General features: G+C 41.7%; 24 protein-coding genes. 5 read left to right on the top strand and 19 right to left on the bottom strand.

The genetic code is table 11. The features are described 5' to 3' along the window. Positions 1 to 366 precede the first annotated feature (366 nt). The 14 genes from A3I5_RS11505 to ccpA all read right to left on the bottom strand — a co-directional run bounded on the left by A3I5_RS11505 (position 367) and on the right by ccpA (position 14,795). A complete protein-coding gene (locus A3I5_RS11505; protein WP_018373034.1) occupies positions 367 to 2,064 on the bottom strand; it encodes a sensor histidine kinase in 1,698 nt (565 codons plus the stop codon). Then, positions 2,061 to 2,750: a response regulator transcription factor gene (locus tag A3I5_RS0102430; protein ID WP_018373033.1), complete on the bottom strand. Its 690-nt coding sequence runs from the start codon at positions 2,748 to 2,750 to the stop codon at positions 2,061 to 2,063. Before A3I5_RS0102430 ends, A3I5_RS11505 begins: the two co-directional genes overlap by 4 nt. A gap of 4 nt (positions 2,751 to 2,754) precedes the next feature. After that, a complete protein-coding gene (gene phoU / locus A3I5_RS0102425; RefSeq protein WP_018373032.1) occupies positions 2,755 to 3,405 on the bottom strand; it encodes a phosphate signaling complex protein PhoU in 651 nt (216 codons plus the stop codon). A 2-nt stretch (positions 3,406 to 3,407) separates the two neighbouring features. Next, complete coding sequence (pstB, locus tag A3I5_RS0102420) at positions 3,408 to 4,169, bottom strand: phosphate ABC transporter ATP-binding protein PstB (RefSeq protein ID WP_018373031.1); 762 nt, start codon at positions 4,167 to 4,169, stop codon at positions 3,408 to 3,410. Between the two features lie 301 nt (positions 4,170 to 4,470). Further along, the gene (gene pstA, locus A3I5_RS11500; protein ID WP_018373030.1) at positions 4,471 to 5,328 is read right to left on the bottom strand and encodes a phosphate ABC transporter permease PstA; all 858 of its coding nucleotides are present in this window, start codon (positions 5,326 to 5,328) and stop codon (positions 4,471 to 4,473) included. A 1-nt stretch (position 5,329) separates the two neighbouring features. Continuing rightward, on the bottom strand, positions 5,330 to 6,193 hold the full coding sequence (gene pstC, locus A3I5_RS0102410) for a phosphate ABC transporter permease subunit PstC (protein WP_018373029.1): 864 nt from the start codon (positions 6,191 to 6,193) through the stop codon (positions 5,330 to 5,332). 214 nt (positions 6,194 to 6,407) lie between these two features. Further along, positions 6,408 to 7,220, bottom strand: coding sequence for a phosphate ABC transporter substrate-binding protein (locus A3I5_RS0102405; protein WP_018373028.1), 813 nt, complete (start codon positions 7,218 to 7,220; stop codon positions 6,408 to 6,410). A gap of 514 nt (positions 7,221 to 7,734) precedes the next feature. After that, positions 7,735 to 9,678, bottom strand: a complete 1,944-nt coding sequence (gene thrS, locus A3I5_RS0102395; RefSeq protein WP_018373026.1) for a threonine--tRNA ligase — start codon at positions 9,676 to 9,678, stop codon at positions 7,735 to 7,737. Further along, positions 9,675 to 9,917 carry a hypothetical protein gene (locus A3I5_RS0102390; RefSeq protein ID WP_018373025.1) on the bottom strand — a complete coding sequence of 81 codons (243 nt, stop codon included), beginning with the start codon at positions 9,915 to 9,917 and terminating at the stop codon, positions 9,675 to 9,677. Before A3I5_RS0102390 ends, thrS begins: the two co-directional genes overlap by 4 nt. Before the next feature lie 30 nt (positions 9,918 to 9,947). Then, positions 9,948 to 10,415 carry a GNAT family N-acetyltransferase gene (locus A3I5_RS0102385; RefSeq protein WP_018373024.1) on the bottom strand — a complete coding sequence of 156 codons (468 nt, stop codon included), beginning with the start codon at positions 10,413 to 10,415 and terminating at the stop codon, positions 9,948 to 9,950. A 571-nt stretch (positions 10,416 to 10,986) separates the two neighbouring features. Next, positions 10,987 to 11,124 carry a hypothetical protein gene (locus A3I5_RS12545; RefSeq protein WP_156809060.1) on the bottom strand — a complete coding sequence of 46 codons (138 nt, stop codon included), beginning with the start codon at positions 11,122 to 11,124 and terminating at the stop codon, positions 10,987 to 10,989. A 233-nt stretch (positions 11,125 to 11,357) separates the two neighbouring features. After that, positions 11,358 to 12,689, bottom strand: coding sequence for a glycosyltransferase family 4 protein (locus tag A3I5_RS0102380; RefSeq protein ID WP_018373023.1), 1,332 nt, complete (start codon positions 12,687 to 12,689; stop codon positions 11,358 to 11,360). A gap of 3 nt (positions 12,690 to 12,692) precedes the next feature. Then, positions 12,693 to 13,688, bottom strand: coding sequence for an LTA glycolipid anchor biosynthesis glycosyltransferase, IagA/BgsA family (locus A3I5_RS0102375; protein ID WP_018373022.1), 996 nt, complete (start codon positions 13,686 to 13,688; stop codon positions 12,693 to 12,695). A 102-nt stretch (positions 13,689 to 13,790) separates the two neighbouring features. After that, positions 13,791 to 14,795, bottom strand: a complete 1,005-nt coding sequence (gene ccpA / locus A3I5_RS0102370; protein ID WP_018373021.1) for a catabolite control protein A — start codon at positions 14,793 to 14,795, stop codon at positions 13,791 to 13,793. Between the two features lie 172 nt (positions 14,796 to 14,967). Between ccpA and A3I5_RS0102365 the strand changes: the two genes are divergently transcribed. From A3I5_RS0102365 to A3I5_RS0102345, 5 genes are all read left to right on the top strand, one after another. Continuing rightward, positions 14,968 to 16,047, top strand: a complete 1,080-nt coding sequence (locus A3I5_RS0102365; protein ID WP_026216884.1) for a M24 family metallopeptidase — start codon at positions 14,968 to 14,970, stop codon at positions 16,045 to 16,047. Between the two features lie 614 nt (positions 16,048 to 16,661). Beyond that, positions 16,662 to 17,120 (top strand): S26 family signal peptidase, encoded by a 459-nt coding sequence (locus tag A3I5_RS11495; protein WP_145955166.1) that lies wholly within the window; start codon positions 16,662 to 16,664, stop codon positions 17,118 to 17,120. Further along, positions 17,117 to 18,820, top strand: coding sequence for an ABC transporter ATP-binding protein (locus tag A3I5_RS0102355; protein ID WP_018373018.1), 1,704 nt, complete (start codon positions 17,117 to 17,119; stop codon positions 18,818 to 18,820). The genes A3I5_RS11495 and A3I5_RS0102355 overlap by 4 nt, the downstream gene beginning before the upstream one ends. A gap of 11 nt (positions 18,821 to 18,831) precedes the next feature. Continuing rightward, a complete protein-coding gene (locus A3I5_RS0102350) occupies positions 18,832 to 19,941 on the top strand; it encodes a nucleotidyltransferase domain-containing protein (protein ID WP_018373017.1) in 1,110 nt (369 codons plus the stop codon). 23 nt (positions 19,942 to 19,964) lie between these two features. Then, positions 19,965 to 20,891, top strand: a complete 927-nt coding sequence (locus tag A3I5_RS0102345; protein WP_018373016.1) for a glycosyltransferase family 52 — start codon at positions 19,965 to 19,967, stop codon at positions 20,889 to 20,891. Positions 20,892 to 21,059: 168 nt separating this feature from the next. Here A3I5_RS0102345 and A3I5_RS0102340 read toward each other — a convergent pair whose 3' ends face one another. From A3I5_RS0102340 to glpK, 5 genes are all read right to left on the bottom strand, one after another. After that, positions 21,060 to 21,329, bottom strand: a complete 270-nt coding sequence (locus A3I5_RS0102340) for a PqqD family protein (RefSeq protein WP_018373015.1) — start codon at positions 21,327 to 21,329, stop codon at positions 21,060 to 21,062. A 1-nt stretch (position 21,330) separates the two neighbouring features. Next, entirely contained in the window at positions 21,331 to 22,083 is a 753-nt protein-coding gene (locus A3I5_RS11490) for a hypothetical protein (protein WP_018373014.1), read from the bottom strand. 204 nt (positions 22,084 to 22,287) lie between these two features. After that, positions 22,288 to 22,959, bottom strand: coding sequence for an acylneuraminate cytidylyltransferase family protein (locus A3I5_RS11485; protein WP_051071081.1), 672 nt, complete (start codon positions 22,957 to 22,959; stop codon positions 22,288 to 22,290). Between the two features lie 253 nt (positions 22,960 to 23,212). Further along, on the bottom strand, positions 23,213 to 24,418 hold the full coding sequence (locus A3I5_RS0102325; protein WP_018373012.1) for a PqqD family protein: 1,206 nt from the start codon (positions 24,416 to 24,418) through the stop codon (positions 23,213 to 23,215). A gap of 569 nt (positions 24,419 to 24,987) precedes the next feature. Then, positions 24,988 to 26,502: a glycerol kinase GlpK gene (gene glpK, locus A3I5_RS0102315; protein WP_018373010.1), complete on the bottom strand. Its 1,515-nt coding sequence runs from the start codon at positions 26,500 to 26,502 to the stop codon at positions 24,988 to 24,990. Between the last annotated feature and the right edge of the window lie 121 nt (positions 26,503 to 26,623).

Here is a 26,623-nt window from a genome sequence, read left to right as displayed (position 1 = left end):
TCGGTCAAAATATGAACTACTACTAGTATAACATTTTTGGCCAATCAGCAGTGATTCATTGGTGCTAAAGCGCCTAATGATCTGTGCAGGGGTAAGACTAAGTTGGCATGGCCAACAAGTCTTACTCCCAACCACTGCGCTGAGATGTTGACGTCAACTCTGAGTGGTGAGGCTGGCTTTATACAAGATACGAGATACGAGGGCGTAGAAGAGTCTCTGGACTCTAGGAAGATTTGCCCCCAAATGGAGCCGCAGTGCTTAACCCAAATTCAATTCGTTTACTTTTTGATTTTTATTGAGTATAAAAGTATAGAAATGAGTAATCACATCCTATTTTTTACCAAATCACTAGGCAATACAAAACTTTTAAAGTTTTAAAGAGGCCGCATCTGTCAACTTCTCTTGTCCTACCACTAATGGCAGCTGAACTGTAAACTGACTTCCTTGGCCTAGTTGACTGGTTAGAACAAGTTGCCCTTTGTGGTAGTCTACGCCGTTTTTGACGATAGAGAGACCTAAGCCTGTACCACCAGTTTTGCGAGAATGGCTCTTATCCACACGGTAAAAACGCTCAAAGATACGCTCTTGTTGCTCAAGAGCAATGCCTTCCCCCTGATCACTAACCGTGATCTTGATTTGGTCAGAAACAATCTCCATATCAAGAATGACTTGACTATCAGCTGGACTGTACTTGATGGCATTTTCAACGAGGTTATAAAACACATCTGTCAAAATCTTGGTACTGCCTTTGACAGCCGCTGAAATAAGTTTAGCTTCTAGACGGATGTCCTTGAGCTGGGCAGTTTCCTGTAAGCTATCAAGGACTGGTCGCAAAATAGCTCTGAGGTCAACGACCTCATCTTCAGGCCGATTCTGCTCATCCAACTGAGAAAGCTTAATCACATCGTCGATCAGCTTTAGCAGTCGCTTAGCCTCAGCTTGAATATGATTGACAAAGCGTTCCTGCTTATCCTCAGGCACCATATTGTTAGCGAGTAGCTCGCTAGCCCCCATAATAGTTTGAAGAGGGGTTTTAAGCTCATGGGAGACATTGGCTGTAAATTCACGACGCATTTTTTCCAAGCGTTTTTGCTCAGTAACGTCAACAACCAAAAGCACAAGCCCCATGTAGGTTTGCTCGTCGTCAACACGGTTCATCGTCAGCTGATAGGTTCTGTCCTGCTCCTCGATTAGATAAGTGGCACGACCAGTTTCCTTGGCCTTGGTCAATGTTTGCTGCAAATCATAGGCATGGTAAAGCTGATAAAACGGCTTTCCTTTGCTTTCTGTAACTGCCTGAAAAATCGTGATTGCTGACTGATTGAGCAACATAATCTCGTCTTGCCGATTTAAGATAACCAAGCCCTCTGCCATCTGATCCGTGATGAACTGAAGTTCCTTTTCATTTTGCTGAATTTGTTGCAATTGAGACCTATTGGTCTCATTTAGAAAGTCCATCCGATGTAGCAGCGGAGCAAACTCATTATAGACCTGACTAGACAAAGGATCGTTCAAATCAATTTTATTGACTGGTACCATGATGCGCTTAGCGATCAACTTAGCCATGTAGTAGGCTGCAAATAGTGATAGCAGAAAAATAACTAGGAGGAAGCCAAAAAATTGTTTTAAAGTTCCCAGAAAAGAGGTAAACTGTACTGCTAAGCGAAGCACTGTTCCAGATGACAACTGTCTGGCGCGGTAAACGGTCTGCTCAGTCATGGTCGTTGAGTAGCGGGTACTCTCTCCGTAACCTGTTTTTTGCGCTTCTAAGATTTCCTCACGCTGGCCATGATTCATGAGAGTCTTGGCGTTTTTTTCTGAATCATAGGTAACACGCCCCTCTTCATCGACCAAGGTCAATCGAAAATCAATACTGTCTAAACTTTCAAGACTTTGCTCACCTTGCTGCTCCGCTATTTGCACCAAAGTCTGGAGCTGACTGTCAAGCATACGCTCCTGCTGCTGCGACCAGTACTGATAGGATACTAAGCCTACTCCAAAAAGACTAAGGCAGAGCGTCAGGCTTGAAATCAGCCAGATGGCTCGAAAGATAGTTCGCGTCATCGGTCACCTGCTTCCCAGCTGTAACCGACATGGCGAATGGTGCGGATATGACTGCCATACTCACCCAGCTTTTGTCGCAACGTCTTGATATGAGCATCCACTGTGCGTGTTTCTCCTAAATAGTCCATTCCCCAGATTTTTTGAAGCAACTCTTCACGCGTAAAGACGCGGTTCGGGTGTTTTAAAAACCGTTTTAAGAGTTCAAACTCCTTGAAGGTCAGGCTGATGGTTTCATCAATCAGTTTGACTTTATGCTCGGTTAAATTGAGACTAAGCTCCTGAAAAGTCAGGCGCTCCACCTGATTAGTTGGACCTTGATAGCGCCTGAGGACAGCCTTGATACGGGAAATCATCTCCATCATTCCAAAGGGTTTAACCATATAATCATCAGCTCCCAGATCTAAACACTTGATCTTGTCGTATTCGCTTCCCTTAGCTGTCGTCATAATAATCGGAAAATCACCAAAATCAGACTGTGATCGCAACTCTTTTAAGACAGCAACGCCATCCTGATCTGGTAGCATGATATCTAAAAGAAGGAGATCGGGTGGATCGACCTCCTTGCTAGATAGAGCTTCAAAAAATGACCGGGCATCAGGAAAACCACGACCTTCAAATCCTGTTGACTTCAGAGTATAAAGCACAATTTCACGAATACTATCGTCATCTTCTAAACACCAGATCATAAACTTACGTTCCTTCTCTCTCCCCAGTGACGAGGAAAATCAGCCACCGCGCCGCATTGGCAGAATGGTCGGCAATTTTTTCAAAATATTTGGCAATCAAAAGCAAGTCCAAAATCTCTTCTTCCTTGGTCTCATCGTCTTCCAACTTCATGGTCTTGATGAGGGATTTCTTCATGGTTTTGAAAGCTTTGTCCACCACGTCATCGTAGGCTACCATCTCCTCAGCCATGGCAACATCCTCCCTGATATAGGCTTGAACGCTCAAGGTCAAAGCTTTTTGAGTAACCTGAGTTAAGTCAAACAATGACGTATAAGCGAAACTATCAGATGGAATCGTCTTATCTAGCATACCGTTGATATTCAGAATCTGCTCACCGATACGGTCAAAGTCCGTAATCATTTCAAGGGTTGATGAAATCCTTCTTAAGTCGCGCGCCACTGGCTGTTGTTGCAAGAGCAACTTCAAACAGCGAGCTTCAACTTTTTTCTTTAATTCTTCGATGGTTTCATAGAGTGGACTTACTTCTATCATAGTATGATTGCCAGGATTTTTCAACTCTAGAAGGGTCAAAGACATCATTTTTTCGGAAATAGCCATCATCTCAACCAATTCGCTATGCATTTTTTCCAACTGATGATCAAAACGTTCTCTCATGATTAACCAAACCTTCCTGTAATATAGGCCTCCGTCCGCTCTTGAACGGGGTTAGAAAAGAGTTCTTGTGTCTTACCATGCTCGATCAACTCCCCCAAAAGGAAGAAAGCTGTGTAGTCTGAAATCCGCAGGGCTTGCTGCATGTTGTGGGTCACAACGATGATTGTATAATCCTTTTTGAGGTCAATCATCAGCTCCTCAATTTTGGCTGTCGAAATCGGATCCAAAGCTGAGGTCGGCTCGTCCATGAGAATGATTTTAGGATTGACTGCAAGGGCACGCGCAATACATAGACGTTGTTGCTGACCACCAGACAGACCAAGAGCAGACTTGTGCAATCGGTCCTTTACCTCATCCCAAAGCGCCGCTTTTTTCAGAGAATCTTCAACGATGGGATCAAGCTCCGCCTTGCTACGAATGCCGTGAGTACGAGGTCCATAGGCGATATTGTCATAAATAGACTTATCAAAAGGATTAGGACGCTGGAAAACCATACCGATCTTCTTGCGCAAATGAGTGACATTAACATCTGAATGAAAGATATTATTTCCGTCGTAAGAGATAATTCCCTCGTAATGAACGCCTTTGACGAGGTCGTTCATGCGGTTAATCGTTTTGAGGAAAGTGGATTTTCCACAACCAGACGGCCCAATTAAAGCCGTGATGGTATTTTCAGGAAAAGTCATATTGATGTCTTTCAAGGCCTTGTGCTCTGAGTACCACAAGTCCAAGTGGTCAACGGTTAAAAGCGTTTGTGTCGTCATGAAAGCTCCTTCTTTTTAAGATACGAGACTATTAAAAATTCCTAATAAAAATTTACAGAAAAACGCGAAAACAGGTGGAGAATGAAACGCTGTACTTGATTGCTACTAAACAATACAGAACTGCCAACTTTGAAAAACCTGAATTTACAAGTCATACTGAGCTATTGTCTTAAGTTGTGCGGGTGCAAACAAGCTCTTTCGAACTTCATTGCTACTTTTTTCAAAAAACCTATTAGTAGCACCGCTTCGTTAATCTGTTTTTACCGGATAAGAATGATCGCATTGATGTAAACAGTCTACCTTACTCCTTCGTCCGTGACAGTCTGGTCACCTGATAAGCGATTTGGTTGATGATAAAGGTCAAGATAAGCAATATCGTCGCGATAGCGAAAGCGACTTGAAACTCCCCTTGTTCCTTAGCGTAGACATAGAGTGAGACAGTCAAGGTTGCACCTGATTTGAAGAGCGCTGAGAAGTAGCCTGTCGCTACATGAGCTAGACCAGCTGTGTAGAGAAGAGCTGCTGTTTCTCCTAAAATTCGGCCAATGATCAAGATAGTCCCTGAAACGATACCGGCCACACATTTTGGCAAAACAACTGTAAAGACCACTCGTGATTTACCAGCCCCCAGAGCAAAGGCTCCTTCGCGATAGCTATTTGGCACTGTTTTTAAACTCTCTTGTGTTGTACGAATGATGATGGGAAGGTTCATCATGACTAAGGTCAGAGCACCCGCAATAATCGAAGTCCCAAAGCCGAAGAGTTGAGCAAAGGCTAACATCCCAACTAAGCCAAAAATAATTGACGGAATCCCTGATAACGTCTCCGTTGTGAATTCAATCCAGCTGATTAAGCGAGGGTGATTAGCGTATTCTGTCAAGTAAATGGCTGCCCCGATACCAATCGGTAAAACGATTGCTAACGTCGTCATCACCATATAAATCGTATTCAGAATGTCTGGTAAAATCCCAATATTTCCAGTCAAATAGCTAGGACTCGTCATCAAGAGCTTCCAAGACAAGTGCTGAGCACCGTTCCAGACGACATAGACGATGATAAACAAAACCAGACCAACCGTAATGGCAGCTGATAAAATCATGGCTGTTTTGAGCGCCGCACTGTAAAGACGACGTTTTTGCCACAAGCGCGTGTCTTCCATGCTAGCGCTCCTTTTTCTTTAAGAGATAATTGAGTAAGAGGTTGATACACATGATAAAGGTAAAGAGGACCAAGGCAATCGAGAAGAGCGCTTGGCGTTGCAAACCAGACGAGTAGGACATCTCACTGGCAACAGCTGTGGTCAAGAACCGCACACTCTCAAAAAGCGATGGCATATTAGCTGCGTTACCAGACACCATCATGACAGCCATGGCTTCACCAATGGCACGGCCAACACCAAGTACAATCGCCGCTGCTACACCGCTTCTGGCTGCTGGCAAAGATACTCGGAAATAGGTCTCCACCTCAGTGGCACCAAGTGCTAAGGAAGCATCCTCATAGTCCCGCGGCACCGCGTCCAAAGCGACTACTGCGGTCTTGATGATCGATGGCAAAACCATGATGGCCAATACGATGATCGCCGCTAAAAGGCTCGCACCGTCAGAGAGGTGAAATAGCTTTTTAATACTGGGCACCAAAACCAACATCCCCACCAAACCGTAAACCACTGACGGAATGGCTGCCAAAAGGTTAATCGCTTCATTAACGACCACCTTAACTTTAGGCGAGGCCACTTTAGACAAGTATACAGCTGTCAAAATGCCTATAGGAACACCAATCAAAAGAGCTCCTAAAGTTCCATAAACACTGGAGAGAATAAACGGCAGAATTCCGTACTTAGCTGCACCTGCAGTTGAAGCCCATTCTTTGCCAAATAAAAAATCAAAGAAACCAATTTCAAAAATTGCTGGCAAACCTGCAATAATCAAATAAATCGTAATGAGCAGGACCGATGCCACACTCACAAGCCCTAAGGTAAGAAAGATGCTGTGAACCAGCATCTCCCAATCAAACTTCTTTTTCATGAAAACTCCTGATGAGTATCGTTTTATTTCCTTGTATTCCTAATCCAAGATATTTTTTAGCTGCTCCACAGTCACCAGCAAATCCAAACTGACTTTTCACAGCTAAAACCGTGTTGCAAAAATATCCTGTTTCATTGACTCATTGCTCACAAAAGTAAGTGATAAGTCTTGAAAATAGTATCAGAAAATACAAGACTAAACTGTTCCAAGCACGTTATTTACCTGCTGGAAACACACCTGCCTTTAAGATTAAGTCTTTAGCTTCTGCGGAGGTCGCATAGTCAAAGAACGCTTTAGCTGCTTCTGATAATTTTGCCCCTTTCTTAGTCACTAAGAGGAATGGACGTTGCATCACGTAAGACCCATCAAGAACGGTTGATTCAGAAGCTGTGACACCATCAATATCAAGAACTGCCACTTCATCAGAGACAGAAGCAAATGAAGCATAACCAATTGCATTTTCGTTGGAAGCTACTGTTGAGATGACGTCTCCTGTTGACGTTAACTCTTGACGGTATTTCGCCTGATCTTCAATGTCAAGGATAGACTCGAACCCGTCACGAGTACCTGAACCTGCTTCACGACCGATAAGAACGATTTCTAAATCTTTACCACCAAGGTCCTTCCAGTTTGTGATCTCACCTTTATAGATGGCTGCCAAATCTTCTTTTGACAAATCTTGGACAGGGTTTGCTGGATTTGTCACAACTGCAATCGCATCGTAAGCCAAGACTGTCGCTTCAAGGCTTGTTTTTTCATCATCTTTTAACTCACGACTAGATAGTCCGATATCTGCAGTACCATCACTAGCAGCCTTGATCCCAGCACTCGAACCCGTTGGGTCATACGTAAAGGTTATTTCTGAGTTTGACTGCATGAAGGATTCACCGAGTGTGCCTATGACTTTTTCCATAGAAGTTGAACCGTTCGTTTTGACAGAACCCGCACCACTTTCAGCACCACCGCCACAGGCTGCCAAAGAAAGACCCGCTACTGCTGTCAGTATAAAAAGAAATGATTTTTTCATCTTGAAAACTCCTCTGTTGTCTTAAGTATTACAAGCATAGGATACCAAAGTCATGTAAAATCCAATCTCTTCCCTTGTAAAATCTATGTAAAATCAGGAGGGAGAAGGCAGAAATCATGATTCCAGAGGCATGGATTTTTTATCCTCTGCGCGGTTACGGTGGTAATACTGCGTCAAATGGTCAAACGATAAAAGAAACGAGACTGATACTCAAAGAAAATCAAAGGTAGACAAATTGAACTCGGACTAAAAACTCGAAAAAAAGATAGCCTTCCTTGTGTTCGATGCACACGCGGAAGGCTATCTTTTTTCTTTTCAGTTACTGTTTAACGTCCTTAGTATCTTATACTCTAGGAAACAAAATCGCAAATAGAATGAAGTTCGGCAAGACGAGGTGACTGTGTATACTTTTAATTTTCAAAGAGTATGATTACCTTTTATACGTAATCTTCAACGGTTACATGCTTTGAGGGTGAGGGCAAAGCCATCATGGTTGTCTCAGCCTCATCTTGATTTATTCCATTTCTTCTGGTCTAGACTTTCTCGCAATATCCGCAAGGATAATCTCCACAAACCGCTCAAGTGACTCGGTGTGAGTTTCTTTGCTGCCGTAGCGACGAACGTTGACGGCTCGGTCAGCCATTTCCTTGTCTCCAACGATAAGTTGGTAAGGAACTTTTTGTGTCTGGCTGGCGCGGATCTTGTATTGCATCTTCTCATTGCGCTCATCAACCTCCGCACGAACACCACGATCACGCAGAAGCTTAGCGACTTCCCAAGCGTAATCGATATGTGCTTCGTTGGAAATCGGGATAACAGTGACTTGTTGTGGCGCTAACCAAGTTGGGAAGGCACCTTTATAAGTCTCAATCAGGATAGCGGTGAAGCGCTCCATAGTTGAGATCACGCCGCGGTGAATCATGACAGGGCGGTGCTCCTCACCATCAGCGCCGATATAAGAAAGTTCAAAGCGTTCTGGTAAAAGGAAGTCCAGCTGGATAGTTGACAGGGTTTCTTCATTGCCAAGGGCTGTCTTAACTTGGATATCCAATTTCGGACCGTAAAAAGCTGCTTCTCCTTCTGCTTCGAAGTATTCAACCCCCATTTCATCAAGGGCAGCTTTCAGCATGCTTTGAGCATTTTCCCACATCTCGTCGTTATCATAGTATTTTTCCTTGTCCTTAGGATCACGATATGACAGACGGAAACGGTAATCCGTCAAGTTGAAATCCGCATACACATCAATGATGAGCTGAAGAGCACGTTGGAATTCTTCTTGGATTTGCTCTGGCGTTACAAAGATGTGACCATCGTTAAGGGTCATCTCACGCACACGCTGTAAACCAGTCAGAGATCCAGATTTTTCGTAGCGATGCATCATGCCAAGTTCAGCGATACGGATTGGCAACTCACGGTAAGAATGCACATGATTTTTGTAAACCTGAATGTGGTGCGGACAGTTCATTGGACGAAGGACAAATTCCTCCCCATCGCCCATGTCCATAGTTGGGAACATGTCCTCTTGATAATGCTCCCAGTGACCAGAAGTCTTGTAAAGCTCTACAGAAGCGAGCGGCGGTGTGTAGACGTGTTGGTAACCAGATGCCAATTCCTTGTCAGTGATGTAGCGTTCAAGCGTACGACGGATAGTCGCCCCATTTGGCAACCAGAATGGAAGGCCTTGACCAACTTCTTGAGAAATCATGAAGAGGTCAAGCTCTTTACCTAATTTACGGTGATCACGTTCTTTGGCTTCCTCACGCATCTTGATATAGTCTTGCAGGTCTTTCTTGTCAAACCAAGCTGTTCCGTAAACCCGTTGCATCATAGCATTATCGCTATTTCCACGCCAGTAAGCACCCGCTACATTAAGCAGTTGGAAGACCTGGATACGGCCAGTCGACGGCACATGTGGGCCACGGCAAAGGTCAACAAACTCACCCTGACGGTAAATGGTCAAACCAGCACCAGCATGTTCCTGAATCAGCTCCAATTTGTATGGGTCATCCGCAAATAATTCAAGCGCTTCTTCTTTTGTGATTTCCTCACGGATAGATGGATGGTTTTCTTTGACAATTTTGCGCATCTCATCTTCGATTTTAGCCAAATCTTCATTAGAAATTTGACCAGATTCATTGTCTGTATCGTAATAAAAACCATTCTCAATCGCTGGGCCAACACCCAAACGTAGGTTAGGGAAATGACGCTTGGCAGCTTGAGCAAAGAGGTGGGCAGCTGAGTGACGCAAGATAGAAAGAGCGTCCTCATGGTCAGGAGTGACAATTTCAAGCGCTCCGTCTTCTGTTAAAGCACGATTGGTATCCACCAAGTTGCCGTTGAACTTTCCAGCCAAGGCTTTCTTAGCAAGGGATTTGCTGATTGACTCAGCCACTTCAAAAGTTGTCACGCCAGATTCATATTCGCGCACCGCGCCATCTGGAAAAGTAATCTTAATCATTTTTGTTTTCTCCTTTTATTTTTAAAATCTATAACAGAACCAATTAGCACACCTGTTAGTGTTCCTATTGCAATCCAAGAAATATCTGGATTTTTCAAAACAAACTGAATCGAAATTCCTGTAAGCGTTCCAAGGAAGATACCATTAAATTTATACTCATTTCCTCCCACTTTAGAAACGATCGTCTTTACTTTTACTGAGAGCCCCACCTCGGCGATAACTATCGTTTGTGCTCGCAAGGCTCGCTCAGTACTGTTAGATTATTTTGGTCAGTTCAAATGGAATTGATAAAATCTATCATCAACATCTAAGATAGGAAAATCATCTGGGAGATTGTCCTTTGTTATCTCAGCGAAACCAACTTTTTGGTAAAAATATTGAGCTGCTTTAAACCGACTTGTGGTGCCAAGAAATACAGAATGTATGCCGCATTTTTGACAATAATTCATAAATTGTACCATTAGAAGTTTACCAACTCCTTTTTGACGAGCAGCTGAATGAACAAACATCTTTTTTAGAGCAACATTGTCATTATCCAAAAGTACTAACCCAATGCAACCAATCACTTGCTCCTTCTCAGTAGCTAACCAAAAACGATTCGGATAGTATTTCTTGATATCAAGCAGGTCAGGCTGTTCGTCCAAAGAGATACTCAATTCAAATTCTTCTTGCTGAATCCTTAGAATGAAATCAATCACTTGGGATTGATAACGCTCTTCAAAAGCTGTAATTTCCAAATAACAGATCCTTTCTTTTTCTTACTCTGAACTATGCTGACACTCTCCGCCGTGGTGAATTCTCGCAGCTTGAAAGACCCGAGGCTTTCAAATTAGTCAGGGAGATTAATACGATTTCTTTCTTGATTTTTCTTGGTATTTGTAGAATAACAAAGAAAAAATCTTAGAAAGAAACATCATCAAGCTCACGACGACACCACCTAAGAGAGTGTCAAAAAATTTTTCACCAAAAACAAAACGACATCCTCAAAAAGGACGTCGCAACGTGGTTCCACCTTCATTTATCCATGGTATCCAAAAGAACCATGAACCTCATGTTTGGCGATAAGGGAACCACCCTTTTATGTTTGCATAAAATCATAACGAGGAGTACCAAACAAACAGCTGGGTGCGATTCACAGCGCCACGCACTCTCTAGGCCAGCCTAGCTTCATTTGACATGTCTCTGACAGATAGTATAGCACAAGAAAATCTGGATTGCAAGCTAGATTATCTTTTTGGCAAGGTTGACACAGAAGAAAATAGTATCTCCTGTAAATGTCTTTTGACTGCTAGTCCTAACGAACATTTTTCAGGTATTTTTCCAAAGATTTTTAACCATTTTTCGAATCACTGCGCCAAGGGTGATAAATACTAAAGAAATGAGGCCATAAGGCAACAGGTAAGCTTCCATTCCCTCAGCAGGATAAGCGACATATGTGTAAATCACAGATGGCACAAATAACAAACTGACTAGAATTGGGAAAGTCCAAGCAAATCCTCGCCTTAACCCGAACAGCAGAGAGAAAAAAGCAATCAAAACGGGTTGTGAAAAACAAGGCTAGAGACCATCCAAGCTTTCGCTGTCATCTCATCATAAACAATCACTCCTAGATAAGCCAAAAGCCGATAAATCTCCTCAGTCCAGTAAGATAAGATCCGTACTTCTTCATGGCAAGTCTCCTAGTCTTTCTCAATCCGTTTGCTCAAATCACGAATAAACCGTCTGGAGCGAACTGTGGATTTCATCAAGATCCGTTTGGGTAGGTAAATGCTCTTTCTAGCAACGACAATACCTGTCTTGGTTGCTTTTCTGGCAATGACAACAGGAATAGGAGCAAACTCGCCATTAGCCCTACGGGCTTCGTGGTTCATAATGGTATCCAGATAAAATTCCGCAACAGTACGCCCAAAATTTTCTGCTGAAATTTCGTAGAGCTTTTCCTCCAAAGCTTCTTGAGTCATATCTGGAGTTGTGATGATAGCATCCACGATAGCATCGGCCAAATCTTGATTGTAAGGGTAAAGCGTGCCGAACATCCGATTCGTAATGAGCTGATTGAGGTAAGGGTTGGCATGAGCAATCACTGGCGTCCCTGTAGCAAGCGCTTCAAGATAGGTTAATCCCTGAGTTTCAGACGTAGAAGCTGATACGAAAAAGTCTGCTGCCTTGTAGTAGAGTGCAGTCTCTCCTGGCGCAATCATGCCTGTGAACTGAACGACCTCCTCAAGCCCTAATTCACTTACCAAGTGCTTTAAGTCAGTCAGGTAGGGTCCATCGCCTGCAATGACCAATTTAGCTTGCAAACCTTGACTCAATACAGACGGCATGGCCTTGATAATAGCCTGAATATTCTTCTCATAAGAGACACGCGATAGACTGAGTAAAAAGGTCTCATCATCAAGAATGCCCAGTTGATCGCGAATAGCTCGAATGTCCCCGTCCGTCAATTCTGGCCTGCGAAACTTCTCTAGGTCAATACCTGTTGGGATGACACGCTTTGGTGCATTAATCTTGTAATCTGTCAGCATGTCTTCGACAATCTCACTCGGACAGATTACCCCATCTAGCTGAGTACAGTAAGAACGCACGATGTACTTGACCATGCTCGGTCGAATAATTTTTCCCTTAGCCAAATAGTGGACATAATCCTCATAGTTGGTATGGTAGGTATGAACCACTGGAATTTTCAATTCCCGGGCAATCATTTTCCCTAAAATCCCCAGACTGAACTCCGTCTGAGTATGAATAATGTCTAGATGATAACGCTTTGCAATCTTGACCGCATCCGTAAATCCAGCATAGGCGATTTGACGGTCTTTAAAGGCAAAAAACCGCACACTAGGAATACGAATCACCTGCCAATCCTCGTAACGATTGACATGCTTATCTGTAGTTGTGAAAATAAAGACCGTATGACCTAACTTTTCCAGCTCTGTTTTCAGGGTCTTGATTGATGTCGCAACACCTGAAACCTGAGGAAAATAAGTATCTGTAAAAAGTCCAATACGCATATCTTACTCCATAACGCGATGGTAAACCTGAGCTAATTGTTTGGAAACTGCTTCAATGGAGCGACTCTCAGCCACACCGTATCCCGCCTCTCGGCGGTCCAACTGGCCAGCTAGAATAGCATCAAGTGCGGCAACAAAATCGTCATTGCAGCTTCCCATCACAACAGCCGACTCATCCAGCCAGCCCCGATAAACAGGAATGTCTCGAACCAGCACATGCTGGTAACTAGCCAAAGCTTCTAGCACCACAATCCCTTCAGTCTCCTCATAAGACGGGAAAAAGAAAGCATTCGCACCACTCATAGCACCCTCAAAAACAGGGCCTTTGATATAGCCAGGAAAACTAACATTTTCAGGATGATTTTTCTCCACAATATCGACAACATCCCGCGGAATCAAGTGTTTATTAATCTGACCAAACCAAATAAAGCGCACATGAGGCATTCGCTCGGCCACCTTGACAAAATCCACTATCCCCTTGCGCTTAAAATAAAGCCCTGCACTAACGACAACCTTATCCTCAGCACTCAAATTAAAATACTGGCGAAAGGCTTGCTCTTTGGCCTCGTTTGGCTGATATTTACTGAGTTCAATGCCATTTGAAATAGCCGAAATCGGGCGAGTAATCCCATAGCTGCGCAAAAGACTCTCTGAATAAGGGGTCGGCGTGATAATATGATCCGCCTGCTGATAAAAGAAAGTCAGATAATTTTTAACAAAAGGAGCCAACCAGTTCGAGCCTTTAAAGGAGTTTTCAAAATCTTCTTTAGTCGAATGGGCGTGTACAATCACACGCTTCCCCTGCTTTTTAGCACGGCGCAAAAGGTGTAAACTCTTAAATCCATAGGTATTGATGTGGACAATGTCATAGTCTTCCTTAGGGTTAGTCGTATAAGCAATCCCAGCCAAAGCCAGAGCCCGCTCCTGATGTTTGATAGCGCGGCCAATCCCTGACTTAGAGATTAACTTTTCTCCCTCTAAATACAACAAAATCTTCATGGTTTTATTATAGCTTTTTCAAGACAAAAAGACAATGGACAGGTGATTACAATGGCTATGGACCTTAAAAATCCAACTCACAACTGAGCTGGATTTTATTGTTTATTTAGTTGACTTGCGCTCTGCAATCGTGTGGTTAAGGATCACTTCGCGGTCTTCTAGGTCTTCTTTGAGCATGATCTTAGTCAACATCCGCATAGCAATGGCACCAATATCGTAGATTGGTTGGCTAATAGAGGTCAAGTTTGGACGCGCAAACTTAGTGAGCGTTGAATCGTTGCTGGTGATGATTTCAAAGTCTTCAGGAACCTTAATCCCCGCATCCTCAACACCATTCAAAAGACCGACAGCAATTTCATCCTCTGCCACCACTGCTGCTGTGGCACCTGACTTAAGCACACGCTCCGCCAGTGCATAACCTTCTTGATACTTATACTTAGCTTCAAAGACAAGCCCCTCGTTAAAGGAAATCTTGCTAGATTTTAGCCCTTCTTTATAACCCTTTAAGCGCACCTTACCATTAATCTCATCCAGAAGAGGGCCAGATACAAAGGCAATTTTCTTATTGTTTTTCGCCAAGAGCTTAACAGCGTCAGCTGTGGCTTGCTTGTAGTCAATATTAACACTTGGCAATTGATGTTCCAAATCAACCGTTCCTGCAAGAACGATCGGCTTGCGGGAGCGCGAAAATTCAGCACGTACCTTATCTGTCAAATGGTAGCCCATGAAGATAATCCCATCAACCTGTTTTGCAAAAAGAGAATTGACTACGTTCACTTCCTTATCATCGTTTTCATCACTGTTCGCAATGATGATGTTGTACTTATACATTTCGGCGATATCGTCGATCCCTTGCGCTAAAGTTGAGAAATAGGCATTAGCGATATTTGGAATCACGACCCCAACTGTCGTTGTTTTCTTACTTGCCAGTCCACGCGCAACGGCATTGGGACGGTAGTCCAAGCGCTCGATAACTTCGAGGACTTTCTTACGGGTATTTTCCTTAACGTTTTTGTTGCCGTTAACGACACGGCTAACCGTTGCCATAGAAACTCCTGCTTCACGAGCAACGTCATAAATGGTGACTGTTTCGTCAGTATTTAACATAAATGAATGTCCTTTCTATCGTTTTTGAAAATTTCGCTTACATTCTATCCTTTAGTTTAACATTTTATAGAATGTCTTTCAAGTGAAAACGCTCTTTTTCCTTGCTTTTTCAGAGATTTTTTGGAAAAATGGGAATAACTTAATTTCTAAGATTAGAAAGTTGGTCTATTTTATGGAAAAAATACATCAAATCGTCGCCCACTTGGACAGTGAAAATGCTGGTCTAGCTATTTTTTCAGATCCTGTCTCCATCAATTACCTGACTGGATTTTACAGCGATCCGCACGAACGTCATCTCTTCCTCTTCGTCTTTAGAGACCGCGAACCGCTACTTTTCCTACCAGCTCTGGAAACCGCTGGCGCAAAAAACAAGGTCCCTTTTGAGGTCATCGGCTATCAAGACTCAGAAAATCCGTGGACTAAGATTGCAGACGCTATTGGTCAGCTCTCCTCAAATAAAGTCTTGGCAGAGTTTGACAGTCTCAATCTGACTAGATACCACGGTCTCCGTCAGGCTATCTCGGCCGACTTTGCAGACCTAACCCCGTTAATCAACCGTATGAAATTGATCAAATCAGCTGATGAGGTGGCCAAACTTATGTATGCAGGAAGCTTTGCTGACAAGGCTATGCAAATCGGATTTCAGGCGATTTCATTGGAAAAAACGGAGACAGACATCATCACCGAGATTGAATTTGGCATGAAAAAAGCTGGTGTGTCCAAGATGAGCTTTGAGACCATGGTTCTATCAGCCGACAATGCTGCAAATCCGCACGGTCATCCCGGCAATAACCTGATCCAAAATGATGCCCTTTTGCTCTTTGATCTTGGAACGGAAAACAATGGCTACATGTCTGATATGACACGAACCGTAGCTGTTGGTCAGCCAGACCAGTTCAAAAAAGACATCTACCATCTCTGCTTGGAAGCGCAGCTGACAGCTATTGATACCATCAAACCTGGTGTGACTGCAGCAGAAGTTGACGCCGCTGCCCGAAACGTCATTGCTAAAGCTGGCTACGGTGAGTATTTCAATCATCGTCTGGGACATGGAATTGGGAGCAGCGTCCACGAATTCCCATCCATTATGGAGGGTAATGATTTGGTTCTTGAGCCAGGGATGGCCTTCTCCGTTGAACCAGGGATCTATATCCCAGGCAAGGTCGGTGTCCGTATTGAAGACTGCGGTGTTGTAACCGAGACAGGTTTTGACCTCTTCACCCAGACACCTAAAGAATTATTATATTTTTAAGAGCACCTCACCAAATCTAATTTGGGAATATTTGACTGGGGAGTGAGACAAAAGCCGTGATTTCACTAACGTCAGTGAAATGCTTTCTCCACCGATTCAAGAGACTTATCGTCTCCAAACAAGTCTAAGAACCTGTAGACATCAGTAAGATTCTTTAATTCAGGAAATCATTTTTCGATCATCAAGGCAAGTTTTTCAAAATACAAACTATATTTTGAAAAAACGAACGACGAGTGTGGAAATTTATCCTTGAATCAAAGTGTTGAACTGTGACTACAGGTTCTAATATTTTACTATTGTCTCTTGACAAAGGTATAGAGAAGCGGTATCGTTATAAGTGCATCAAAATACAACGTACCAGATGATGGAATCAGGAATGAGTATTCTTTTTAAGTTGCAAGTAAGTTAGCGATTGATAGAGTTGCTTGCCTTATCTTTCTATAATAGCCCCTCTATATCATTCTTTCAAGTCAAATATCACCACAAGGGGCTCAGTTAGTCGGGTATCAAGATATTCTTGAACAGTTTGTAAAAATTTAACCTAGAAGCAGGCATTGCAGGCCCCCCAAAAAACTATTTTTAATATCAACAATCACATCAGCGAGGACAGAATTGTGCATAACTCACTTATTCGAAAAGAATTAGAAGCGGGACGATCGATCATTTATTTTACCCAAGGAGTTAGTATGCGTCCGCTCTTGTACGACAAGAACCATCCGAAAGCCACCCAAATTTATTTAGAACCGCTGACGCATCATCAGCTAGCCATCGGTGATATTCCTATTTTCCAAAAACAATCCAATGGTCAGCTAGTTCTGCATCGTCTCATTGCTTCAGATGATGATTATTACTACACGCGCGGGGACAACTGTGTGTCTGGTGAAAAAGTACCACGAGAATACGTGTTTGGCTATGTAACAAAAATTTATCGAAATGGGAAATGGTTGTCAACAGATAGCAAGATTTACCAAGCTTATGTTCTGGTCTGGTTACACAGCTTCTGGGTTCGTAAACCATTAATGCTTCTTCGCCAGCAACTCTCTAAACTTAAAAGAAAGATGATAGGGAAATGAAAGATTTACAACGCTTGTCTCTTAAAAAAATCTTGACATGGTTATTTTTCACTTTACCTACGTCTTACAAATTACAGGTTGCTTTACTCTGTACTTTAGAATTGGTTCTATCCGTTTTATCAGTCGTATTTGTGGTTTACTTTCGCAATATCATTGATGCGGCTGTTTCAAAAAATAGTCAGTTTTTTTGGTTTTCAGCCATGATGCTCCTGATGATTGTACTTACTCAACTCATCCTTCAATCGCTACAACGTTATCAGGAAGAAGCAACTAAAGCTAATATTGAAAACTATCTTAAGGCTTACTTATTGACGACTCTGCTTCAAAGGGAGTTCCAAGCCATTTCTCAAATCCACACTGGCGAATGGCTTAGCCGCCTTACATCAGATACTGGTATCATTTCACGAGGCGTGGCTACAATCGTCCCAGGTTTAGTTGGTATCTTTAGCAAACTCTTTGCGGTTCTACTGATGGTGGGCTATATTGATAGCAAATTTTTATGGCTCATTTTTCTGATGGGACTGCTTTATATTATGATTGGTCTGGGATTAAAATTAAAGCTGCGTTATCTATACCATAATATCCAAAAAAAAGTTAGTCAACTGCAAGTCTTCTATCAGGATTATTTGAGCAGTCTCTTAGTGATTAATGCCTTCTCTCTTCAGAGAAAAGTGACTAAACAGGCTCAACAGTATTTGGATGAACACAAAAAAGCCAGATTAGAACAGGCTACATTCTCCAACATCAACATTACAGGTCTCAATGCTGTTCTAGAGTTAGCCTACCTATTCGTAGCGGTTTACTGTGCCTACGGCATTTATATCGGAACGATGTCTTATGGGACTTTTATAGCGATTACTCGCTTGGTTACCCAAGTTAGTTACCCATTTGCAAATGCAACTGTCTATATTCCGAGTTTTTATTCCATGTTAGTTAGTTGCGAACGCTTAATGGAAGTAGAAGAGCTTAAAGTTCTGAAAACAGAGTTGAAGACACATTCCGAAATTACAAAATTTTATAGAAAGCTTGATGCTATTGTTTTTGAACAAGCAAGTTTTTCTTATACAGATCGAAAACTCTTGGAAAATATTCAATTTGAGATTCAAAAAGGAGATTATATTGCTTTCTTAGGTCCATCCGGCTGTGGGAAAAGTACTCTGACTAAATTGCTTCTCTCCATCTATGAGCTTCAAAAGGGAGAACTTTTCTTACGCCTGACAAATGGGGAAAAAGTAGCCTTAGATTCGAGCTTTCATCGTTTATTTGCCTATGTCCCCCAAGTGAAGCTCCTCATGGTTGGAACAATTCGTCAAGTGATTACCTTTTCTGACAGTTTGACTGCAGAAGAAGAAAGCCGTCTTTGGCAGGCACTTAATTTGGTTTGTGCACGTGAACTGGTTGAGCAACTTCCTCAAGGATTGGATTTTGTCTTAGGGGAGGATGGTTCAGGTTTATCAGAAGGTCAATTGCAGCGTTTGTCAATAGCACGTGCTATCTATTCTCAATCGCCAATTTTGGTACTAGATGAATCAACCAGTGCTTTAGACGAAGAGACTGAAAAAGCTATTTTAGAAAATATGAAAGCTCTGACAGATAAAACGATCATTATTGTAACCCATAGACCAGCTGCCCTAGAAATATGTAACAAACAACTGCATTTTTCAGACTCTGAAATAGCACTGCATACCAAACACAGTTAGGAAGAAAGAATATGTTTTCAAAAACACACGAAGATATCATCTATTTATTAAGGTATTACCTTCAAAGAAAGCCGATTAATCATGACATCATAGCAAAGATGAACTTAGAAAATCTTGCTCAGTTTGCTCAATTTCATAGTCTATCTGCTATGGTAGCAATGATTCTAGAAGACTATATTGAACTACCAAAGGAGCTTCAAGAAGCTAAAAATCAAGGTATTCGAAGAGAATTACTGTTTGATCATGAACGTCAAAAAATAACCCAATGGCTAAGCCGTTCAGGAATTTGGTATATGGAATTAAAGGGCATTCTTTTAAAAACCTATTATCCCAAACTAGGGATGCGTGAGATGTCCGATAATGATATTCTCTTTGATGAATCCTTTCAAAAAGAAGTTAAGCATTTTTTCACAGAAGAGGGATATAGCTTTACCTATGAAATTAATGTTGATGCTTATATGAAAAAGCCTATTTTTCATTTCGAAATGCATCGAAAGTTAATAGATCCGCTGAGTAGAATAGATAGTGATTATTATGATGATGTCAAATCTCGTCTCCTGCCAGATCAAGATAGGCCCTTTGCTTACCATTTCAGCTTGGAAGATTTTTATCTCTATCAAATGCTTCATGATTACAAACATTATTCGCAATCAGGGACTGGTATCCGTAGCTTGGTTGATCTTTTCTTATTTTTAGAAACTGAGTACGACAACTTAGATTGGAGTTATATCAAGAAAGAGTTGTTTAAACTCAACCTGACTGACTTTGAACAGCAACAACGAAAATTGGCTTTTAAATTATTTGGGGCACACGCCGTCTCTTTGACTGACTTGACAGATGATGACAGAAACGTCCTTTCCTACATGTTGTCATCCGGTACCTATGGTTTGATGGAAAACCAGATTATCAATGAGGTAAACTATTCTAATGGCAATCAATGGCTCTACTGGAAAGAGCGCTTCTTTCCTCCGGTAAAGACGATGCAGTTGCGTTTTCCTACCTTGCAAAAGCATCGTTATCTTTTGCCTCTCTTTTATCTTTATCGCTTGATTCCAACATCCAAAAGATGGCGAAATTTTTCATTAGCAGTATGTTTACTAAGCCGGAAAAAAGAAAAATAGCGCTTAAATAAAGAGGAGCCACGATGAAAAAATATATTTGTTTTACCAATATGCAAGTTATGATTTCCTTGATGAAAAAACAAAAAGGAGAATCCATAGCGCTCTTTCTCCATTTTAATGTTCGTGGACATCAAGAATTAGCGGAGCGTATAAAAGCATTTTTCCCTGATATTTGGGTTGAAATTCTAACAGGCAAAATCATTCAGACCAAGCAGTATTTTGATTGGCTTGAAGAAGAGGATCATGTTTATCTTTTTAATGATGCTGATCAGGTTGGTCAGGAATTTCGGGATAGAAAATACCCTTACCATCTAATAGAAGACGGTTTAAATTTTCACTATCATTATGCCCAACTCGCTGGCTTATCAGATGTTGATTCTTCTCTAGAACATTACGGATTCAACCCGGCTTGTTTGGATATTGAAGTTAATGACATTAGTAAGATTAAAGATAACAGCTTCTACGCCCGTTTTTTGGACAAATTTATTGAAGTCCCTCGTAGAGAATTGTTTGAGCGTCAGGAAGAAACCCATCTGAAAAAGTTATTTGCGCTTTATCAAGTAGAAGATATTAATCTTATTTCACCGTCTTATCTGATTTTAACTCAGCCTTTAGCTGACGATTTTTGGTCTACTTTCAAAAAAGAAGATAAAAGTCCGGATTATGCAAAGCAGTACTACTTCTACTTTAAGATGGCCCAAGAAGCAAAAGAGGCAGGTTATCATGTCTACCTCAAGCCGCATCCAAGAGACGATCTTGACTATCATGGAATTCCGGAGGTAACGATTTTACCGAGATATACACCGATGGAAATGATTGATTTACGGCTTTCAACTTCGTTTGATGTGGCTGCAACCTTAATGTCTTCTTCTATTGAAGGAATCACAAAGGTTAAAGAAAAACGTGTGATTTATACAGAGCAGCTTACCAACAGCCAAAACCGCCCGTAAACAATTAAAAGCTCACTAAAAAGTCAGGAAGTTGAAAAACAATTAGTTACCCTTCCCACTTTTGAGAAAATATTGCCTAACCAATAAAACGGCTTAAAGTCACGTAATCTAAAAACACTGAAAACAAGGGCCGCTTCCCTATTTTCAGTGTTTTACTCTATATTTAGTTTATTTCTCTAATAAACCCAGCGTCGTCAATTCTTGAAGTAATGGCGTCAAGTCAGCACTGGCTTCTGTAGGAGTGACATCATATTCTTGACAAAGGCTAGTAATTAATTCTTCTTTTGTAGTATCAGCCTGAAGTTTTTCTAAAATGAAATGGGTTGTCGTATTGTAGCGAATCATGCCATTGAACGTTTCTGCCAAATCTCCTGTTGTAACGCCAATATACTCATCGTTACGATCGTGATGGCGCAAGATCCCTTCTTTTAACTTCATTTTATTTCTCCTCGTTGTTGTTTATTTTGTTGGAATGATTTTTATGTGTCATTTTCTCGTAAATAACATCTACCGCTTCTGTAGAGATCGTACAGGTTAATTGGTAAGTCGGTAGATGGCTTACTTTTTGCAGCAAAGCTAATGTTTTTTTCAGTTGGTCAATTGATTGCAGGGGTCTGTAAGTTTGCGTTACCAAAGCATCAAAAGCAACTGTTTCAGATAACCGGATAGCCGCGTTTTCTAAGCCTTGGTTTAAAAAACAGATGGCTTCTAATGGCGCAGAACCATTGTAAGACCTACTATGTTTCCCATCCCAAGGCGTTCCATAGATCAAAATTTGCTCACCTGTGATATGTAACAAGGGCTTATCATCGTTTAAGATACGGGCTCTATCACCAAAGACTTTCAGCCATAGCTGGCTGTGAGTTGATTTCCCTGTTCCACTTGGTGCTGTAAATAAATAGGCTTGATCATCTAATACGATTGCCGACCCATGAATGAGTAGTCGATCATAAGCTGGCAATACTTCGCAGATCAATCGATATAAGGCAATTTGTTCTAAATAGTTTCCTGAAAAATGCCGAGCTTTTTCACCGCCTCTTGCTCGCTCAAAGTCAATGTCTTTCTGCTCAACATTGATTTCAAAATCAGGTTCAGCATCCGTTAGGTAATCTTTGCAAAATATCCGTGTTGAATCAAAACGGCAAGTTATCTGGATCACCAGACCTGCCAAACCAATACGAAATCGCTCCACTGTTTCCTCCTGATCCTTTTAGGGTATCTATGTCTAAAAATTTTGGCTTCTTAACGTATGAAATCAAATCTAATGCGGCTGAAACAGACCACCATGACGGCTTCCCCTCATCACAAAAGCGTATAATCGTTAAAGATTACGTATAAAATACTCCGTCTCGTTTCTTTTCTAGTTTGACCTATTCGACGCAATAGTTGTCTGGGTTTACTGGTTGTTTAAAACATTTGCTAGCAGCAGATCTATCTCATCGTCAATATCGAGAGAGTCACGCTTATTCATCAGATAGACACCGCAATGTTCATCCAAATAGGAGCCTTTTTTCAGATAGTTTCCCTTTGATGAGATATAGATAGCACCGTTTGTGGTGTACTCTTTTTCTTGACCTTGGCGCGTGTAAGCCTTGTCATTACCATAAATATCAACAGGCTTATCATCAACTAAGCGTGTGATTAGGCGTGTTGGCTTATCAACCTGAGTAAAACTGACCACACTGTCAAATTGTCCCGTCTGATATAGTTTATATGCTTCAATCATATGTTCTGCCCGTCTGAATGGAGAAGTCGGTTGTAAAAGCATATAATCCTGATGATCTGGATAACGCCGTAAGACATAGCGTAGTGTATCCAAATGTGGCGTGGTATCCTCAGCAAGATACTGGGGACGTAAGTCAATTGTAACACCGTAAGGACGTAGGATTTCTGCATACTCCTCGGAATCCGTTGAAAAGACAATCTCAGAAAAAATACCAGAAGCAAGAGCTTCTTCCGCAGTGATTTCAATCAGCGTCCGATTTCCTACTTTTTGAATATTTTTATTAGGTAGCGCCTTTGAACCACTTCTTGCAGTGATAATCGCAATAAACGACTGTGCTGTCAAATACAACATCCTTTCATTAGTGAGGAAAACGCTAAATAATGATTTTGAGCCCTTTAACGTCTCCCGTTAAAACTTATTAACTTTAGGCATTTTTGAAAAGGACACCTCTAAAAACCTATTTGTGAAAATCCGAAATGCTGATACCAACGTTTTTTTGACCAGCAAAAATAGAAATGTTAGGTTCTGTAGAAGTGGGCAAAACAGTCATTCAATCACTGCCTACGCCATTCTAAAACAAGGGAAATTTTCTAACTTAATCAGTGCTAACTCCACACTCAAACTGAATAATCTTCATCGTATCCAAATATGCGATAAAATCAAATAAATCTTGCTTGGCTTGGTCTTTCTCAATCTCAAAGGTTTGACTATAAGCTTCAATAATTTCTTGTATAGAACCCTTTTCTTGAATCAATGTCCAAAGCAAATAGCTACTGTCGTTGAGTTCAATGTAGCCAGAAACTTTTTGCTTTGCCTCATCCAAAGGAATCGCAATATAGGTGTCTTTCACCTGATTAGTAATAAAAGTTCCTAGGATTTTAACCTTATCGTAGTCTTGTGGTCTGATAGTCACAGCTTGTACCGCCTTTACGTAATAAATGGAACCAAGTTTAGAAGAGACGTTATCATGATTAAAAAAGAAAGGAGGAATATGTGTCCATTTGGCCTTGTAAAAAGCATCTGCATTTTCACTAGTGACTCCTGCATTATGGAGTATCTTATAGCGCTCCCAATGCTCAGCGGAATAAGTTGGCCATGAAAAATCCAATTCAGATGATATATGAACAGTAATGCCGTATTTAGGTGCCAACCATGCCATGCACCACATGTCTGTCAACCATTTTCCATACTCTTCTAATCGCTCCTCTTTTTGTAAATGTGGAATCCGTTCCATGGTGACTAGAAAGTCATAGACGCGTTCGCAATGCACATACATTTCATTAAAAAAAGCTGCTGTTGGCTGAGCAATAAGCCACTGTGCACCGGCTGGGCTATCTTCTGTCCACTTCAATTCCTCATCTGTCACAGATAAAATAGTTTGCAGCCCCTGTAAATAAAGGGGATGCTTAGCTCGCAAATAACTTGCTTTCACGCAATAACTATCAGCTCCATACCAATTTTGAGCATCAACAGGGATCTTGTCAAAAGCAATCATTTCTCGAAAAATGATATCTGTGTCTATGTAAAAGAAAACTTCCTTTTCCATCTGGGGATGTTGGCTTAAAAATTGATACCAGAGATAGGGGCGAATAGAGGTTGGATACTGTTTTTGAGAGCGATTATCTTCAAAATGGTAATAACTGATTCCGTACTTTTCTTGTAAGTAAGGGCCCATGGAACGATCCTCTCCATACAGCAGGAAGATAATGTCATATGACCCGTGCTTTTGAAGATTCGTTAGAAGCACCTCGCTTTCCCAACGATAGCGCAGGCTAGCTTTTGTACAGGTGATTATGTACATTTTTCTCCTCACTTTCAATGAACCTGTTCTCCTATTATACACAAAAACAGAGGTAAATTCAAGGAGCATCAAGATGCTCTCATAGGTTGAACCTGCTAAAAAATGCAGACCCCTTCTGTATTTAATCTGTTTTTTTGCAGTAGTTCTTGACAACCCATTTATTATATGATAGACTCTAGGTAAATTAAATTAGTAAAAGGAGTTTTTTATGACAAAAGACTATCAAAAACCCGAGTTTAAGACTGTCACTTTTGAAAAAGAAGATGTGATTACAACTTCTGGAGGTGTTGAAACACCTCCAAAACCTGGTATTAACCAGCAATAATACTAAAACCAGCTAAATTGGCTGGTTTTTAAATTATAGGCACAGCAAGAAGAGGCTGTCTGTTCTGAATTCACTGCAATCTAATAAAAATAATGTTTAAAAAACTAGAAATTAACTGCAAAAAGACGATTGATAGACAATCTTTATGTCTCAAAGAATTGTTATCAGTCGTTTTTGCTTTTTCACAGGTAGTATTTTCCCTGTGCTTTCCTGATTATAGCCTGCGTTTAGAAAGCAGCAGCTTCTAATCTTCTTCATCAATGTCTGCAAAGACTTGAGTTGCTTTGACTGCTTTCTTCCAGCCCTTGTAAAGCTGTTCCTTACGGGATTCATCCATGCTTGGCTCGAAAAGCTGACCAGTTTCATTGAGTTCTTTTATCGCATCTAAATCTTTCCAATAACCAACTGAAAGACCTGCTAAGAAGGCTGCACCAAGTGCTGTTGTTTCCAGATTTTTAGCACGAGCAATGTCAATCCCCAAGATATCCGCCTGAAATTGCATGAGGAAATCGTTCATGGCTGCACCGCCGTCCACACGAAGCTGTGGGATAGCAATACCTGAGTCAATCTTCATGGTGTCAATAACATCACGGACTTGATAGGCAATCGATTGAAGCGTTGCTTTTACAAAGTCTTCCTTGCTGGTTCCTCTGGTCAAGCCAAAGACCGAACCGCGAGCATTGGAATTCCAATAAGGCGCACCGAGCCCTGTAAAGGCTGGTACCACGTAAACTTCATCATCATTGCCAGAAGCAGCTGCCAAACCTTCTGACTCTGGTGACGTTTCAATCATACGAAGACCATCACGCAACCACTGAATAGCGCTCCCTGCGATAAAGATTGACCCTTCAAGAGCATAGAAAACCTTACCATTCACTCCGTAGCCAATTGTTGTCAGGAGATTGTTTTCAGACAGCTGCATATCTTCTCCCGTATTCATGATGATAAAGGAACCTGTTCCGTAAGTATTTTTGACCATGCCTGGCTCTAAGGCCAGCTGCCCAAAGAGAGCCGCCTGCTGATCGCCTGCCATACCAGAGATTGGTACCTGACCACCGTAGAAGTGATAAGGCCTCGTATACCCATACACTTCTGAGTTCGATTTCACTTCTGGTAACATGGCTTTTGGAATATTGAGCAAGTCTAGGATGTCATCGTCCCACTTCAGTTCCTTGATGTTGTAGAGCATGGTTCGTGCTGCATTGGTATAATCTGTCACATGCGCACGACCGTCTGTCAATTTCCAAACCAACCACGTATCAATCGTGCCAAAGAGTAATTCCCCTTTTTCAGCACGCTCCTGCGCGCCAGATACATGGTCCAAAATCCAGCGGACCTTGGTCGCTGAGAAATAAGCATCAATGACCAAACCCGTCTTTTTGTGGAAAAAATCCACATATCCCTCTTTTTTCAACTTCTCAGCCAAAGGAGCTGTCTGCCGCGATTGCCAAACGATAGCATTGTAGATTGGAATACCCGTTTTCTTGTCCCAGACAACAGTCGTCTCACGCTGATTGGTAATCCCAATCGCTTCAATCTGGCTGGGTTTGATACCACTTTCGATAAAAGCCCCTGCAATGACGGATTGAACCGAGTTCCAAATCTGATTAGCATCATGCTCCACCCAACCAGCTTGCGGAAAGAGTTGAGGAAATTCCTTTTGACTAGAAGCGACGTTTTCACCGTTCTTATTGAAAATAATCGCTCGCGAACTAGTTGTCCCCTGGTCAATGGCCATAATATACTTTTCTTTAGACATCGGTCTTCCTCCTGTTTTACCGCTTAATCAGTAAACGCTTTCTTCACTAGTTCTATTATATACAAAAACAGTCAGGCTGTCCTATCAAAAATTTCACAGAAACACCAGTACTCTTTGAAAA

It is taken from the genome of Streptococcus merionis DSM 19192 (assembly GCF_000380085.1).
Lineage (GTDB): Bacteria > Bacillota > Bacilli > Lactobacillales > Streptococcaceae > Streptococcus > Streptococcus merionis.
This window is presented reverse-complemented; position numbering and strand designations above follow the sequence as displayed.